The sequence below is a fragment of the Bradyrhizobium sp. BR 1433 genome, from assembly GCF_051547665.1.
Classification (GTDB): Bacteria; Pseudomonadota; Alphaproteobacteria; order Rhizobiales; family Xanthobacteraceae; genus Bradyrhizobium; species Bradyrhizobium australafricanum.
Genome location: NZ_JBPUGG010000001.1, coordinates 4,398,018 through 4,413,006, shown reverse-complemented (window position 1 = coordinate 4,413,006; position 14,989 = coordinate 4,398,018). Strand labels below are relative to the sequence as shown.

Genomic DNA, 14,989 nt, shown 5'->3' with positions numbered 1-14,989 from the left:
CGAGGCGCTGGAGCGTGCCGAGGTCAACCGGCCGCGCGAGCTCGCCAGCGCGATTGCGCCGGTCGTGGTCTCTGCGATCCGCAGCGAGATCAAGAACTCGCGCGAGCAGATGATCGAGGCGCTCTATCCGATCGTCGGCCGGCTGGTCAGCGCCGCGGTGGCGAATTCGTTCAGGGAGCTGGTTGCCTCGCTCGAGCAGCGCATCAATGCGTTGACCTCGGCGCAATTGTGGGTCGGCCGCGTCAAGTCGCTGGTGACGGGACGCCCGATCAGCGAATTCGTGCTCGCCGATCAGCCGCCGCAGATCAACCGGCTCCTGATCATCGAACGCGGCAATGGCCGCCTGATCGCGGACTGGAAGCGCGATGCGACCGCCGACGAACGCGCCGACCTGCTCAGCGCGATGGTCGCGGCGATCCTGGAGTTCTCGGTGCAGGCGCTCGCCGGCGAAGGCAATCTGCAGACGCTCGATTTCGGCGGACGGCAGCTCGCGCTGCGCGCCTCGCCCCGCTTCATCCTGGCGGCGGAGTGCCTGGGACCGCTGCGGCCCGCCGACAACGCCAGGATCAACTCGTTGTTCTTCGACGCGATCGAGCGCATCGACCGCGGTGCGGATTGCGACGGGCCGATGCTGGCGTCGCTGGCAGCCGCGATCGAGACCGACGATACGCCGCGGCGGATCGCGAGCCGGCGCGGCAAGGTGATCCTTTTCGCCTTGCTCGCGGCATTGGCCGCGCTGCTGCTCTGGCTTGCCGCGACATCGGTGACGCGCGGCCTGTTGGAGCGGCGGACCCAGGCGGCGCTGGAACAGCTCGCCGCAAAGCAGCCGTTGCTGGCCTCGTTCCCGCTGCGGCTCGACTTCGATCACGGCAGCCGAAGCGTGGCCGTTTCAGGCATCGAGCCGAGCCAGCTGGAAACCGCGCCGTTGATCGATGCGCTCGCCGCGGCCGCGGCGCCGTACAAGATCGTCAACCACATCGGTCTGGTGTCCGCACCCGAGCAAATCGCGGCATCGCAGGCCGGCATCGCGGGCCTGCAGCAGAGCCTGACGCGGCTGCAGGCGAGCCTCGACCAGATGCGCGAGGCGATCGGTGCGCAGGCGAAGTCGGGCGACCAGAAATATGCCGCCCTGACCGAGCAATATGACAGGCTCGGCGAGCAGTATGCCAAATTGGCCGAGCAATATTCGAAGCTGCAAGCCGTCGCCGACGGTCCGGCAGCGCGGCTCGACCGCTTCATCGCCACCACCGTGATCTTCTTCGCGAACAATTCAGACGAAGTCCTCGACAGCGACCAGGCCGAGCAGCAGCTGCGCGAGCTCGCGGGACTAATGGCGAACAACGATCTCAGGCTGCGGATCGTCGGCTATGCCGATCAGAGCGGCACGGAAGGCACCAACCGGACGCTGGCGCGCAAGCGGGCCGAGCAGGTCCAGCGCAGGCTGACCGCGCTCGGGGTCGATCCGTCGCGGCTGATTTTGGTTTCGCGCGCGGCGACGATGCCGATCACCGACCGGGTCGACGCCACCGTCGGCGGCAACCGCCGCGTGGCGTTCGAGACGGTCTATCGAGGCGAAGTGGCCCGCTGATGCTCACCGCGAAAGTCATGCTGCTCGGCGATATGGGGGTCGGCAAGACGTCGATCCTCTATCGGCTGATCTACAACCGGTTCGAGGGCCAGTACAAATCGACGCTGGGCGTCGAGATCCTGAGCCACGACGTGGCGCCGGCGGATGGCAGCGATCCGATGCGCCTCGTGCTGTGGGACACCGACGGCGATTTCGGCACGCAGATCTTCGACACGGTCTATGTCACCGGCGCATCCGCCGCCATCATCGTGTCCGACGTCACGCGGCCGCAGACGGTGACCCGCATGGTGGAACTGGTCCGCGGCTTCGAGGAGCGCTTCCCGGGCCGGCCCTACCGGGCGCTGCTGAACAAGATCGACCTGCCGGAAGCCGCGGGCAGCGCGGGCGCGATTGCCGGGCTTGCGAAGTCGAGCGTCAAATCGGTCAGCGCCAAGACCGGCGTCGGCATTGCCGAGAGCTTTGTCGAACTCGCCCAGACCATCCGCCGCCGCCAGCTCTAGCTCGAATAGGATCGCGATGACGCTGCACCCTCTCTCCAAGTTCTTACGGGGACAGGGTTGGGGGTGAGGGGCCGTCTCCACAAATACGGTGATAGCGGCGTTTGCGGAGACTCCCCCTCACCCGCAACGCATCTGTCGATGCGTTGCGACCTCTCCCCGCACGCGGGGCGAGGTGATCCTGAGCGCTAGGCTGGCTCGCGATACCGAACGCATGTCTGTGTCAGCCGCCCCGACTTCTCGGGGCTGGCGAATCGGGCCGGGACGGCTGACTTCATCGCACGTGGGGCGTACGATGAAAGGCTCTCGCGCGGCCGCAGAAAGCCGCACGCTTTTCCCGCCGACAGCACCACGCCGTCCCACGCTCCGATAGTGACGATGGTCATCTTCCGCTCGGCCAATGGCCTGCCTATCGTCCGCCCCGTCACTGGAAACAGCCACGGGACGAACGGTGTCTCGGGCGCACGGAGCGAGAGATCATGAGCATTTTTGGAAGCATCATGGGTGCAATCTTCGGCCACGGCGCCCAGGCCAAAACCGCTGAGAGCACAACGACGGCTGCGCCCGGCGCAGCGCCATCGACGTCGACGTCTGCATCTGCTGCGCCCGGCACGGCGGCGGCACAAACCGTCGACGTCGCCGCGATCGTCGACAAGGCGGCCGCGGCGACCGGCGAGAAGCTCGACTGGCGCAGCTCGATCGTCGACCTGATGAAGGCGCTCGGCCTCGACAGCAGCCTCGCGGCGCGCAAGGAGCTCGCGAAGGAGCTGCACTACACCGGCGATACCAGCAACACCGCCACCATGAATGTCTGGCTGCATCAGCAGGTGATGGCCAAGCTCGCCGCCAATGGCGGCAAGCTGCCGGACGACATCAAGACCTGACGTCCCGCCTCGAGCCGTGCGCGGCGCTCGCGCCCGCACGGCTCCGAACGATATGTATTGCGTGAGGAGCAGTTGCGATGACCTCATCTCATCCTGCCATCCTGAACAGGCCGCGCGCTGGTGTGGTGCGGTCCGCCGTATTGGTCGGCGCGGCACTCGGATCCGTCGCGCTGGCGCTCGGCATCGATATCGCCATCGCCCGCGCGGATTATTCCGGCGACGAACCGCGGCCGGAAAATGCGAATGTGCAGCGCGCCACGCAGAACCCGCCGCCGGCGCGGGTCATCCTGCCGGCGCCGTGGGAGCAGGCCGCGCCTGCGCAGCCGGTCGCGGCACCCGCGAAGCCGGCCGATCGCAAATAATCCTTCGCCCCCCTTGGAGCGGTCGGCGACCCGGTCGCCGGGCCGTGCCACGGCATTCATTTGGAAAACAGGAGATCACATGCTGAAGGAATTCAGGGAATTCGCCATGAAGGGCAACGTCGTCGATCTCGCCGTCGGCGTGATCATCGGCGCGGCATTCGGCGCGATCGTCTCGTCGATGGTGGCCGATGTCATCATGCCGATCATCGGCGCGGTCAGCGGCGGGCTCGACTTCTCCAACCATTTCACCGCGCTGTCGAAATCGGTGACGGCGACCAACCTGGCCGATGCCAAGAAGCAGGGCGCCGTGCTGGCCTGGGCAACTTCCTGACGCTGACGCTCAACTTCCTGATCGTCGCCTTCGTGCTGTTCATCGTGGTCCGCCTCATGAACCAGCTCAAGCGCGAAGCGCCCGCGGCGCCGGCCGAACCGCCGAAGCCGACCAAGGATCAGGAGCTGCTCACCGAGATTCGCGATCTCCTCAAGTCGCGCGCGTAACGAGCGGCGCTTGTGTCCCTGCGTACAGCCCCCAGCTCTGGAGCCTAGCCATGCCAGATCAGGTCAAGCTGCCCCGAAAATTGTCGCAAGAGCCCGGCGGTGCAGAGCCGCTACGGCCGAGCCACCGGCGGGTCATCGAGGAGCTCGATCGCTGGGCCAACAGTCCCGGCCTGCAGCCGCCGAGCGATGAAGAAAAGCCGGACGACGACAAGCGCTAGGCGGCCATGACCTCGCATGACCGGATCGCGGCTGTTTCGGTCAAGCCCGCCGGGCCGTCGCGATCAGCGCGGTCGACGGAATCGCGAAGCTGTCGCCGACCCGCCTGCGCTCGATCTCGGCGCGGAAGGCGCGCGCGACTGCGGCGCTCTGGTCTGCATCGAGCCCGCTCCAATGCGGCATGAACTCGAACAATTTGTCGACGTCGGCGGGATTGGCGACATTGAGTTTGAAGTCGTGGGTGACCTCGGCAATCGCCGGATCGGAGAAGCCGGCGGCGATGAGCGCAGCGGCGAGGCGGCCTGGGTCGGCGAGCTCGGCGAGGCCCGTGCACGGCATCGGCGTGACATTGTCGGGATAGAGCCGCCGGATGATCTGCGAGAGCAGGAGATGCACGGCGGCGCCATCGGCGCTCTTCCAGACCGCAATCGCCGCCGATCCGCCCGGTCGCGTCACCCGCGCCATCTCGCTGAGGCCGGTGCGCCAGTCCGGAAACAGCATCACGCCGAACACCGACACCGCCGCATCGAAGGCGGCATCCGGCAGGTCGAGCGCCTGGCCGTCCATCTGGCGCGCCTCGATATTTGGAAGCCCATGCGCACGGACCCGTGCCACCATGCCGGCGGAAAAGTCGACCGCGGTGACGTCAGCGCCGGTGCGGGCGGCGGCAAGTGCCGCGGCGCCCGTGCCGGTGGCGACGTCGATCACCCTGGATGACGGGTCGATCGGAAGCGTTGCGACCGCGGCGTCGGCGAACAATGTCGTGAACGGCTGCGACTGCGCCCCATAGGCGGCGACCATTTTGTCCCAGTGCGCGGGATCGTTGTACGGCAGAGGTTTCGCCTGCTCACTTGACTGCATGAATCTGGTCCTCGAGATTTTGCTTGCGTTTGGCGAGCCGGCGCTTGAAATCCTTCGCGAGCGCTTCGAGCGTCACCGCGCCGAGCCGCTTCAGGAACAGCGCCTCGACCTCGCGAAACGTGTCTCCGAGCGCGTCGTTGACGGCCTGTTCGACCAGGCAGCCGGGATTTTCCGAGCGATGGCCCATCGCGATGATCGTGGGCGCGCCGACCGCGCGATAGATGTCCGCGAGCGTGATGTCGGCGGGATCGCGCGCCAGCGTCCAGCCGCCGCCATGGCCCTTCTCCGAATGCACCAGACCCTGCTCGCGCAGCCCCGCCATCACACGGCGCACCACCACCGGGTTGGTGGCCATCGCCTGCGCAAGTTGCTCCGACGTGACCGGCTCGCCGGCTCCGATCATGTGGAGCAGGCCATGCAGGACGCTGGACAGGCGGCTATCGCGGATCATGTAACTTCATATGTTACATGATGTGGCGGCCGTCAAGACCGGCGATGGCGGACATTACCGCTCCTGGTCGCCCTCTTACCTCCCCTTGAAAGGGGAGGTCGCTTTGCTCGCCAGAGCAAAGCGGGTGGGGATCAGCTCTCTCCACTTGCAGCGTCGTCCGCGGCTGACCCCCATCCCGACCTTCCCCCTTTCAGGGGGAAGGAGAAGACCAGCCTGCGCCCGGTTGTGATTCTTCAATCTGGAATAGCGTGCCGGATTTCGCGGCGGCGCCCGTTTAATCCGCATCGGGGTCTTTGGCAGGGGCGGTATCGTGGGCAGCGTGGCGGTCGATCGGATGTTGCGGGATGCGGTGGCGCATTGTGGCGCGGGCCGCGCGGCGGAGGCCGGCACGCTGTGCGGCGACATCCTCACCGCCGATCCCGACCATGTTCCGGCGTTGCATCTGTCCGCCGTCATCGCCTTCGTGACCGATCGTGCCGCGGAAGGCGCGGTATTGCTCAACCGGGTGTTCAACCTCGATCCGGACCATGCACCGGCCTTCGCCACCCTCGGCGATGCGCTCGCCGTGAAGGGCGAGCACGAGGGCGCGGTGGCGGCGTTCGAGCGCGGCGTGACGCTGCGGCCGCAGGATGCCGGCCTGTACATCAAGCTCGGCGTTGCGCTGTGTGATCTGTCGCGCTTCGACGAGGCCGAGGCCGCGTTCCGGCGCGCGATTGCGCTCGATGGTGGCCTGACGCGGGCGCGGTTCAACCTCGCCGTCGCGCTGGCCGGGCAGCAGCGACCGGTCGAGGCGGAGCAGGCCTATCGCGAGGTGATCGCGCGCGATCCGGTTTATCGCGGCGTCTGGCTCAACCTCGGCAATGTGCTGAGCGATCAGAAAAGGCACGAAGCGGCCGCCACGGCCTATCGCCGCGGACTTGCCGCGGATCCCGACAATGCCGGGCTGCATTGCGGCCTTGGCGCGGCGCTCTACCGCCAGGGCTTGCTCGAGGACGCAATCCTGCACTATCGCCGCGCGATCGCGCTCGATCCCGGCAACATCGCGCCGCAGCGCCTGCTGGCGATGGTGCTGCACGAGGCGGGCGAGCGCGCGGAGGCTGTCCGCATCTATCGGCAGGTCTCGGCCCGCGACCCATCCGATCACGTCATCCTCAACAATCTCGGCGCCTGCCTGTTCGAGCTCGGACAGCTCGACGACGCCATCGCCTGCGCCGAGCTCGCGCTGGTGCTGAAGCCGGACTACGCCGCCGCGCACACCAATCTCGGGATCATCTTCGAGGCGCAGAACCTGGTCGAGGCCGCGGTCGCCGCGCATCGGCGCGCCATCGAGCTCGAGCCGCTCTATGCCAAGGGTCACGCCAACCTCGCGGTCGCGCTGCGCAATGCCGGCGAGATCGATGCGGCGCTCGTCGCGTCGCGCCGGGCGATTGCACTCGATCCCGAGCAGCCGCTCGCGCACTACAATCACGCGCATTTCCTCCTGATGAACGGCGAGTTCGAGGAGGGTTTTGAGGAGTATCAGTGGCGCCGCAAGACCAGGATGCTCAGCGACGGCGATCCCGTGTTCGACGAGCCGGAATGGCAGGGCGAGCTGCTCGCCGGACGCACGCTGCTGCTGTTTGCCGAATATGGACTCGGCGACGCCATCAATTTCGTCCGCTACGTGCCGATGCTGGCGGGCAGGGGCGGCCGGATCATTCTGCAGGTGCAGCCGGCGCTGGTCGCGCTGCTGCGGCCGATGCTGCCTGATGTCGCGGTGTTCGCGCGCGGCGAGCCGCTGCCGCCGTTCGATCTGCAACTGCCGCTGCTCAGTCTGCCGCGGATCTTCCGCACCACCGTCGAGACCATTCCCGCACCGATATCCTATCTGCGGGCGGATGCCGGCAAGCTCGCGCGCTGGCGCGAGGCGCTCGCCGGCGTGACCGCGCTGAAGGTCGGCGTGGTCTGGGCCGGCAATCCCAGGCACAAGGGCGACCGCCAGCGCTCGCTGCCGGCGGACGCCGTGCTGCCGCGGCTGGTCACATCGGGCGTGCAGCTGTACAGCCTGCAGAAGGAGCCGCGGCCGGACGATGCTCCGGTGCTGCGGGGCCTTGGCGCCGACATCATCGACCTCGCGCCGACGCTCGGCGATTTCGCCGACACCGCGGCGGCCGTCTGCGCGCTCGATCTCGTCATCGCCGTCGACACCTCGGTGGCGCATCTCGCCGGCGCGCTCGGCCGCCCGGTCTGGATGCTGTGTCCCTATGCGCTCGACTGGCGCTGGCTGCGCGATCGCGCCGACACGCCCTGGTATCCGACCATGCGGCTGTTCCGCCAGGGCAAGCCGCAGGCCTGGGACCGCGTGCTGGCGTGCGTGTCGGAAGAGCTTGCGCGCGTTGCGGCCGGCGAGCGTGCACTGCTGCTGCCGAGAGCGACGGGTTGATCGGCCAACTGCGCCCTCGGCCTTGGCAGAGCGTCATGCCGCCGAGAGCCGGATCTGGAACTTGCTGCCGGTCGCCTTGGCAAATCGCAGCAAGGTCTTGGTGCTTGGAAGCGTCTGGCCGCTTTCGAGGCGGGCGATGGTTGATTGGCTGGTGCCCATCTTGGCCGCCAGCTCGGATTGCGACAGTCCCGCGCGCTGACGCGCCCTGAGCAACTCGGCAGCGATTTCGAACTCAGGCGCGAGCGCATCGTATTCCGCCCGGACCTTCGGATTGGCCAACAGGCGCGCCTTGAGCTTTTCGAACGGTACAGTCATGTGACTTCCTTTGCTCGCCGCAGCGCTAACTCGATCTCACTCGGTGGCGTCTTTTGGGACTTCTTCACGAACGCGCGGACGATCACAACGCGCCGGCCGAAGGCCGTCACATAGAGTGCCCTTGCGATTCCATCGCGCCCGGTCAATCGCAACTCCCAAAGTTTGCCGACCAAATGCTTCACATGCGGTTCGCCCAGACTTTCGAGCCCAGCGGCAGCAATGCGCTCCGAAAGGCGGATGAAACGCGCCTGCATATCGGCTGGCAGCGCCGCGATCTCTTCCACGACGACCTCGTTGAGGATTTCGACGCTCCAGGACATCGTGAGGATATCTCATTTTTGAGATAGAGAGAAGCAGTAAATCGGCCGGGAAGCGCAGCCATTCTGATCACCCCACACTCATCCCCTGCGCGCCGCCAAGCAGCTTGGCGTTGAGCCGGCCGCCGTCGAACAGCATTTCGTTCACCGCGCTGTCGACGTCGGAGGAGGTGACCTCACGGCCGCCGTCCTTGACGATGCTGGCCTGGGCGAGACGGCGCATCAGCTCCTTGATGAAGGCAGCGCTGACGCCTTCGGTGCGTCGCACGGCGTCGTCGATGACGGGCTGCTCCAGCGGCAGGCCCTTGCCGTAGAGCCGGATCAGCTTGCCGCGTCCGGTCTCGTCGGGCAGCGGCACCTCGATCGCCTGGTCGATGCGGCCGGGCCGGCCGGCCAGCGCGCTCTCGAGCTCTTCGGGCCGGTTGGAGGTCAGCACGAACAGGATGTCGCAATCCTCCTTCAGGCCGTCCATCTCGTTGAGCAGCTTGTTGAGCAGCGATTCCTCGCACGGTCCGCCCATGTCCTCGCGGTCGCGTGCGATCAGGTCGACGTCCTCGATCACGACCATGGTGGGCTGCAGCAGCCGCGCGAGGTTCATATAGGCGCCGAGCAGCCCGACCTGCTCGGCGGTGATGATCAGCGTGGTGTGATCCGGCAGGTTGGTGGCGAGATAGCGAATGGTGTGGGTCTTGCCGGTGCCGGGCGGGCCGTAGAGCAGGATGCCCTTGCGGGTCGACTGGCCGAGCCCGCGCAGCCGATCGCGGGTCTCGACAAAGCCGAGCACGTTGCGATCGAGCAGCCGCAGCGTCCGGTCCGGCAGGATCACGTCATCGCGCGCGACCGTCGGCAGGCGATGCACGGTCACGCCGCGCGCGCGGCCGCGATAGTCGGCGGCATCCTCCAGCGACAGGATCTTGCCGCGATAGGATCGTGCCGCGTGCACGGCCGCTTCCAACTCGGCAAAGGTTCGCTGCACCAAGGCGTTTCCGGCGACGCCTGCGGGCACCGCGAGCTCGATCCGCAAGCCCGGCTCGGTCTGATAATCACGATGGTAGCTGAGCAGCACCGCGTAGCGCAGCTCTCCGGTTTGGCATAGCCACAAGCCATTGGTCAGGCATTTCACCGACTTCAGGCTCGCCAACGTCGACGTCGTGATACTGCGGCGGCGCGATCGGCGGCGCGTTGCGGCTGTTCTCCATCAGCGAGGCAATCGCGAGGGTCTCATAGCGGTGTTGCTCATGAATGCCGAAGAAATGGATCGGCACATCGAACAACCTGTCGATCGCGATCTGAACGTCCGCTCGCATGTGACCGGGAAATTGTCGCGACCGGGTCATGATCTGATTGCGCGGCGTCCCGGCAAAATGCCAATCGAGCGCCATGAAGGCATATCTGAACTCCTCGCTCGGTAGATTTTCCGAGCTTGCCCGCGCGGCGATCAGGCAGTTGCCGCACAGGCAGACTGTCCGGCGGATGAGAAACACGTCGGTGACGGGCTCCAGCGCGCCACAGAGATCGCACGGCCGGGCCGCGTCGGCGGCCGATGCGGTGATCAGCAATGGATGCCCGTTGTTGCGGATCAGCTGTTGGGCGGACTCCAGCAGTGCCTTGGCCACCGTCGCGGGATAGGGGCCGCATGCGAATCCGTTCTGGGCCTCGATTCGCGCGGTGACGGCAACAGCCTCTTTCCGGGACTTGCCGAATACCGTGCGCAGCAGGTTGCGCATGAATTCTATCGGTGTCTCGTCGTCATCATGGATGAAGAGCCTGACCGGACCGTTCTCGGCAAAAACGTCGTGCATGAAACCCCCGAAACGCAATTGGGAACAAAAGAACAAAGTAAGAACATCACGGCGGCTCCTGTGCGTCAAGCGAAAGATTCTGCAGTCTCACCCCTGACGTGTAGTGAGCCGGCCGGGAACGCGCACTGGAAGTGTAAACGCGGCTCAACGCCTGTGACGATTGTGTTGCGGCAAATGCCAAGAGATGGCCGTCACAGCGGCAAACTTCCGACACACCATCGGGGCGAAAAGGAGTATCCGACATGGCGCGAGCGCGAGAGCAGATTCCTCCCAAGGGTTTGCGGTCGCGCAGTTATTTTATGAGGCCCTCGTGTCGCACAAACTTCGCCTTGCGCTGCTTCTCGTCTTCACTTTGTTCGTCTCTCCCGCGCTCGCGCAGCCGGCCGCCAAGCCGGCGCTGCCGCAACCCGCTACCGGCGACGCGCTGACGCCCGAGCAGGCGAAACGTGCACTCGACACGCTGCAGGACGACAAGAAGCGCGGCGAGATCATCAACACGCTGCGCGCCATCGCCAATGCCTCGCCGCAAGCGGCGGCACAGCCGGCGCCTGCGCCGGAGCAGCATTCGCCGATCCCGCTCACCGCCGACAGCCTCGGCGCACAGCTGTTGCTGATGGTGTCCGAGCAGGTCGGCGAGATGTCGCGCGAGGTCGCCGACGTCGCGCGCACACTGACGCATTTCCCGGCGTTCTACTACTGGTTCGTGCGCACCGCCAACGATCCGGCCGCCTATGGCCTCTTGATCGATATCGCCTGGAAGCTGGCGCTGGTGTTCGGCTGCGCGCTGGCCGTCGAATGGGTGGTGTTCTACTTCATCAAGCGGCCCGTCGCGTTCCTGGAAGCGCGGCTGCCGCAGACCGCGCGCGTGCCGGTACAGACGCTCGCCAGCGTCGATCCGCCGTCGTCGGTCGCCGACGTCACGCCGGCGCCCGAGTTGCAGCGGCGCCGGCTCAGTCTGGCGCGGGCCTGGCAGTCGCTGGTCCGGCTGCCCTTCGTGCTCGGCCGACTGCTGCTCGAATTGCTGCCGGTCGTCGTGTTCGGCGGCATCGCCACCGCGCTGCTCGGCACCGAGATCGGCGATCAATCGACCACGCGGCTCGTGATCCTTGCCGTCGTCAACGCCTATGTGTTCTCGCGCGTCCTGATTTGCGCGGTGCGCGCGCTGGCAGGGCCGTTCGGCCTGTTCCGCGTCCGTGCCGAGACCGCGGCCTATATCGAGATCTGGGCCCGGCGCATCGTCGCCGTCGGCGTCTCGGGCATCGCCTTTGCCAATGTCGCGCTGCTGCTCGGGCTGCATCGCGCCGGCTATGCCGCGCTGATCCGGCTCGTGATGCTGGTCGTGCATCTGTTCGTCGTCGTCATCATCCTGCAGTGCCGCCGCCAGGTCGCCGACGCCATCCGCGCGCCGGCCGATCGCACCGGGCTTGCGGCGCGAACGCGCAACCGTCTCGCGGCGCTCTGGCATGTGCTGGCGATCGCGCTCGACCTCGCGCTGTGGGCAGTGTGGGCGCTCAACATCCGCAACGGCTATTCGCTGCTGCTGCAATATTTCGTCGGCACTGTCGCGGTGCTGCTGGTTACCCGCCTCGTCACCATGGTGGTGCTGAGCCTGATCGATCGCGGCTTCCGCATCAGCCCGGAGTTGATCCAGCGCTTCCCAGGAACTCGAGACCCGCGCCAACCGCTATCTGCCGCTGCTGCGCAAGGTGGTCACGGCGGTGATCGCCTTCATTGGCTTCGTCGCGCTGCTCGAGGTCTGGGGCGTCGATGCCATCGTCTGGTTCTATGGCGGCCAGATCGGAAGCCGCCTGATCTCGGCGCTGGTGACGATCGGCATTGCCGCGCTGGCCGCGGCCGTGATCTGGGAAGTCGCCAATGCGCTGATGGACCGGCAGATCGACACGCTGTCGCGCGAGGGACATTACGCCCGTGCCGCGCGCCTGCGCACCTTCCAGCCGATGCTGCGCACCGCGCTGTTCTGCATGATCGTCGCGGTGGTCGGCCTCACCGCGCTCAGCGAGATCGGCGTCAATGTCGCGCCGTTGCTCGCCGGCGCCGGCATCGTCGGCATCGCGATCGGCTTCGGATCGCAGAAGCTGGTGCAGGATCTCATCACCGGGCTGTTCCTCCTGATCGAGAACACCGTGCAGGTCGGCGACAACGTCACGGTGTCGGGCCTTTCGGGCGTGGTCGAGAACGTCTCGATCCGCACCATGCGGCTGCGCGCCGGCGACGGCTCGGTGCATGTGGTGCCGTTCAGCGCGGTGACGACGATCACCAACTCCAGCCGCGGCGCCGGCAATGCCGCGGTCAGCGTCAACGTGTCCTACAAGGAGGACACCGACCGCGCCGGCGAGGTGCTGAAGGACATCGTCGCAGGGATGCGTCAGGAGACGGCGTATCGCGCATTCATCCGAGGTGACCTCGAATTGTGGGGCGTCGACAAGGTCGACGGCTCCGTCGTGACCATCGTCGGCCAGATCCGCTGCACCGATAGCGGCCGCTGGGCGGTGCAGCGCGAGTTCAACCGCCGCATGAAGCGGCGCTTCCAGGAGGAGGGCATCGAGATCGCCTCGATGGGCCAGACCATCCTGATGCAGCTTCCCCCACCCACCGAGCCCGATACGAACGCCCAGCCGCGCCGCGCGGCGGGGTAATCTGTGCGCTTCACCTCGCCCCGCTTGCGGGGAGAGGTCGAATTCGAGCGAAGCTCGAATTCGGGTGAGAGGGAGTCTCCGCGAGAGTGTCTGCTTCCGTGTGTGCGAAGGCAGCCCGAGCCAACCAGCGGGAATGCTTGCCGGCGCGTCTCATGGTTGCGACACGTCTCGCGACGGTGAGACGCCGCCAGCCTTGCCAAGCCCGCTGACCGGCGCGCAGCCGGCCGAAATCCGGCCGTTCTCACCCATTCCCTGCGACTTCCTCCGCTGGCACAGCGCTTGCTGATCGTCATGCAATGCGCGGCAAGACGCATTGCACGACTGAACCCAACGCGAAGGAAGGAAACGCACATGGAGCTTGGATACTTCACCATGCCCTCGCACCCGCCGGAGTGCGGATTGAAGGAGGGCCACGACTGGGACCTGCAGACGCTGCGCTGGCTCGACGAGCTCGGCTACCAGGAAGCCTGGATCGGCGAGCATCACACCGCACCCTGGGAGCCGCACCCGTCGCCCGACCTGCTGGTGGCGCAGGCGCTGCTGCAGACCAAGAATCTGCGCATCGGGCCCGGCGGCTTCCTGCTGCCGTATCATCATCCCGCCGAGCTCGCGAACCGCGTTGCGATGCTCGATCATCTCTCGAACGGGCGCCTCAACTTCGGCGTCGCGGCCTCGGGCCTGCCCAGCGACTGGGCGATGTTCAATGTCGACGGCATGTCGGGCCAGAACCGCGACATGACCCGCGAGGCGCTCGAGATCATCCTGAAGATGTGGTCCGAGCCGGGACCCTGGACGCACAAGGGCAAGTACTGGACAGTGAGCAAGCCGGACACGATGTTCGACTTCCTCAAGCCGCACATCAAGCCGTTGCAGGGGCCGCATCCGCCGATCGGCGTCGCCGGCCTGTCGAAGAATTCGGACACCTTGAAGCTCGCCGGCGAGCGCGGCTTCATCCCGATGAGCCTCAACCTCAACCCGGCCTATGTCGGCAGCCACTGGGATTCGGTCGAGGCCGGCGCGGCCAAGACCGGCCGCAAGCCGAGCCGCAAGGACTGGCGGCTGGTGCGCGAGGTGTTCGTGGCTGATACCGACGAGGAGGCGTGGAAGCTGTCGACCGGCGACATGATGGGCCGGATGATGAGCGAGTACTTCCTGCCGCTGCTCGGCCATTTCGGCTTCAAGGACTATCTGAAGCACGCGCCCGACGTGCCCGACAGCGACGTCACCGTCGAATATTGCGCGCGCCGGAATTGGATCGTCGGCTCGCCCGCGACGGTCACCGAGAAGATCGAGAAGATCTACCGGGAGGTCGGCGGCTTCGGCGTCCTCTGTGTGTTCGGCTTCGATTACAAGCACAAGCCGGAAGCCTGGCGGCACTCGCTGGACCTGCTCAAGAACGAGGTGATGCCGCGGCTCAAGCATCTCGGAGCCGAGTTCGAGAAGGCTGCATGACAGCTGCGCGGGGTGCGGGGCTTGCCTCGCACCCCGCCTCGCATATCTTGAACGAAGTGTTTTTACCGAAGCATGATCCGGCGGATCACGCTCAAACAGGGTTTGCGGCATGACGGTCGACGCACAGAGTTTCAAGCAGGCGATGCGCCATTGCGCGGGCGCCGTCGCGCTGGTGACGGTCGGCTCCGAGACCGGGCAGCGCACCGGCCTGACCGTGACCTCGGCCTGCTCGCTGTCGGACAATCCGCCCTCGGTGCTGGTCTGCGTTAACCGTAACGCCAGCGCGCATCAGCGCATCCGCGAGGAGCGCCATTTCGTCATCAACTTCCTGAACGAGGACCACGCGCTGCTGGCCCTGACCTTCTCCGGCCAGAAGGGCGTCAACGGCGACGACCGTTTTGCGTTTGGGCGCTGGACCACCGGCGCCACCGGCGCCCCGGTGCTGGAGGATGCCGTCGCGGCGTTCGACTGCGTGCTGGCGCAGGAGCTCGAGACCAAGACCCATTCGATCTTCATCGGCGAGGTCCAGCACGTCCGCGCCGCGACCACAGTCGACCCGCTGATCTATCTGCGCTCCGGCTTCCAGAGCGTGCGCAACATCCATGATCCGGTCGAGCTCGGCGACCTTGACGCGCGGCGTGTGAGCTGGAACGAGTTTTCCTGAAAC

At 66.4% G+C, this 14,989-nt stretch carries 14 protein-coding genes and 2 pseudogenes; 10 read left to right on the top strand and 6 right to left on the bottom strand.

Translation table 11 applies throughout. From position 1 onward, the window contains the following. Positions 1-64: 64 nt before the first annotated feature. The 6 genes and pseudogenes from ACSKB9_RS21475 to ACSKB9_RS21450 all read left to right on the top strand — a co-directional run bounded on the left by ACSKB9_RS21475 (position 65) and on the right by ACSKB9_RS21450 (position 4,047). Positions 65-1,588: an OmpA family protein gene (locus tag ACSKB9_RS21475; protein ID WP_438075544.1), complete on the top strand. Its 1,524-nt coding sequence runs from the start codon at positions 65-67 to the stop codon at positions 1,586-1,588. Next, on the top strand, positions 1,588-2,088 hold the full coding sequence (locus ACSKB9_RS21470; RefSeq protein WP_057018933.1) for a GTP-binding protein: 501 nt from the start codon (positions 1,588-1,590) through the stop codon (positions 2,086-2,088). The genes ACSKB9_RS21475 and ACSKB9_RS21470 overlap by 1 nt, the downstream gene beginning before the upstream one ends. A 476-nt stretch (positions 2,089-2,564) precedes the next feature. Then, on the top strand, positions 2,565-2,969 hold the full coding sequence (locus ACSKB9_RS21465) for a DUF3597 domain-containing protein (protein WP_176936731.1): 405 nt from the start codon (positions 2,565-2,567) through the stop codon (positions 2,967-2,969). 77 nt (positions 2,970-3,046) lie between these two features. Beyond that, the gene (locus ACSKB9_RS21460; RefSeq protein ID WP_253606297.1) at positions 3,047-3,331 is read left to right on the top strand and encodes a hypothetical protein; all 285 of its coding nucleotides are present in this window, start codon (positions 3,047-3,049) and stop codon (positions 3,329-3,331) included. A 79-nt stretch (positions 3,332-3,410) separates the two neighbouring features. Next, a pseudogene (gene mscL / locus ACSKB9_RS21455) lies at positions 3,411-3,829 on the top strand (large conductance mechanosensitive channel protein MscL). A 50-nt stretch (positions 3,830-3,879) separates the two neighbouring features. Next, positions 3,880-4,047 carry a hypothetical protein gene (locus ACSKB9_RS21450; protein WP_168857300.1) on the top strand — a complete coding sequence of 56 codons (168 nt, stop codon included), beginning with the start codon at positions 3,880-3,882 and terminating at the stop codon, positions 4,045-4,047. Positions 4,048-4,087: 40 nt separating this feature from the next. Here ACSKB9_RS21450 and ACSKB9_RS21445 read toward each other — a convergent pair whose 3' ends face one another. Further along, positions 4,088-4,906 (bottom strand): class I SAM-dependent methyltransferase, encoded by an 819-nt coding sequence (locus ACSKB9_RS21445; RefSeq protein ID WP_438075541.1) that lies wholly within the window; start codon positions 4,904-4,906, stop codon positions 4,088-4,090. Next, on the bottom strand, positions 4,893-5,357 hold the full coding sequence (locus ACSKB9_RS21440; RefSeq protein ID WP_438075539.1) for an Rrf2 family transcriptional regulator: 465 nt from the start codon (positions 5,355-5,357) through the stop codon (positions 4,893-4,895). Before ACSKB9_RS21440 ends, ACSKB9_RS21445 begins: the two co-directional genes overlap by 14 nt. 334 nt (positions 5,358-5,691) lie before the next feature. Between ACSKB9_RS21440 and ACSKB9_RS21435 the strand changes: the two genes are divergently transcribed. Next, complete coding sequence (locus ACSKB9_RS21435; RefSeq protein ID WP_438080328.1) at positions 5,692-7,779, top strand: tetratricopeptide repeat protein; 2,088 nt, start codon at positions 5,692-5,694, stop codon at positions 7,777-7,779. Between the two features lie 33 nt (positions 7,780-7,812). Here ACSKB9_RS21435 and ACSKB9_RS21430 read toward each other — a convergent pair whose 3' ends face one another. The 4 genes from ACSKB9_RS21430 to ACSKB9_RS21415 all read right to left on the bottom strand — a co-directional run bounded on the left by ACSKB9_RS21430 (position 7,813) and on the right by ACSKB9_RS21415 (position 10,213). Further along, positions 7,813-8,094, bottom strand: a complete 282-nt coding sequence (locus tag ACSKB9_RS21430; RefSeq protein WP_028340429.1) for a helix-turn-helix domain-containing protein — start codon at positions 8,092-8,094, stop codon at positions 7,813-7,815. Next, on the bottom strand, positions 8,091-8,414 hold the full coding sequence (locus tag ACSKB9_RS21425; RefSeq protein ID WP_038385591.1) for a type II toxin-antitoxin system RelE/ParE family toxin: 324 nt from the start codon (positions 8,412-8,414) through the stop codon (positions 8,091-8,093). Before ACSKB9_RS21425 ends, ACSKB9_RS21430 begins: the two co-directional genes overlap by 4 nt. A 67-nt stretch (positions 8,415-8,481) precedes the next feature. Next, positions 8,482-9,552, bottom strand: coding sequence for an AAA family ATPase (locus ACSKB9_RS21420; RefSeq protein ID WP_438075536.1), 1,071 nt, complete (start codon positions 9,550-9,552; stop codon positions 8,482-8,484). After that, complete coding sequence (locus ACSKB9_RS21415; protein WP_438075534.1) at positions 9,455-10,213, bottom strand: ATP-dependent Clp protease adaptor ClpS; 759 nt, start codon at positions 10,211-10,213, stop codon at positions 9,455-9,457. Before ACSKB9_RS21415 ends, ACSKB9_RS21420 begins: the two co-directional genes overlap by 98 nt. A gap of 310 nt (positions 10,214-10,523) precedes the next feature. Between ACSKB9_RS21415 and ACSKB9_RS21410 the strand changes: the two are divergent. The 3 genes and pseudogenes from ACSKB9_RS21410 to ACSKB9_RS21400 all read left to right on the top strand — a co-directional run bounded on the left by ACSKB9_RS21410 (position 10,524) and on the right by ACSKB9_RS21400 (position 14,986). Continuing rightward, a pseudogene (locus ACSKB9_RS21410) lies at positions 10,524-12,870 on the top strand (mechanosensitive ion channel family protein). A gap of 351 nt (positions 12,871-13,221) precedes the next feature. Beyond that, positions 13,222-14,322 (top strand): LLM class flavin-dependent oxidoreductase, encoded by a 1,101-nt coding sequence (locus ACSKB9_RS21405; protein ID WP_018269514.1) that lies wholly within the window; start codon positions 13,222-13,224, stop codon positions 14,320-14,322. Between the two features lie 109 nt (positions 14,323-14,431). Continuing rightward, the gene (locus tag ACSKB9_RS21400; protein WP_016847112.1) at positions 14,432-14,986 is read left to right on the top strand and encodes a flavin reductase family protein; all 555 of its coding nucleotides are present in this window, start codon (positions 14,432-14,434) and stop codon (positions 14,984-14,986) included. Positions 14,987-14,989: the final 3 nt, after the last annotated feature.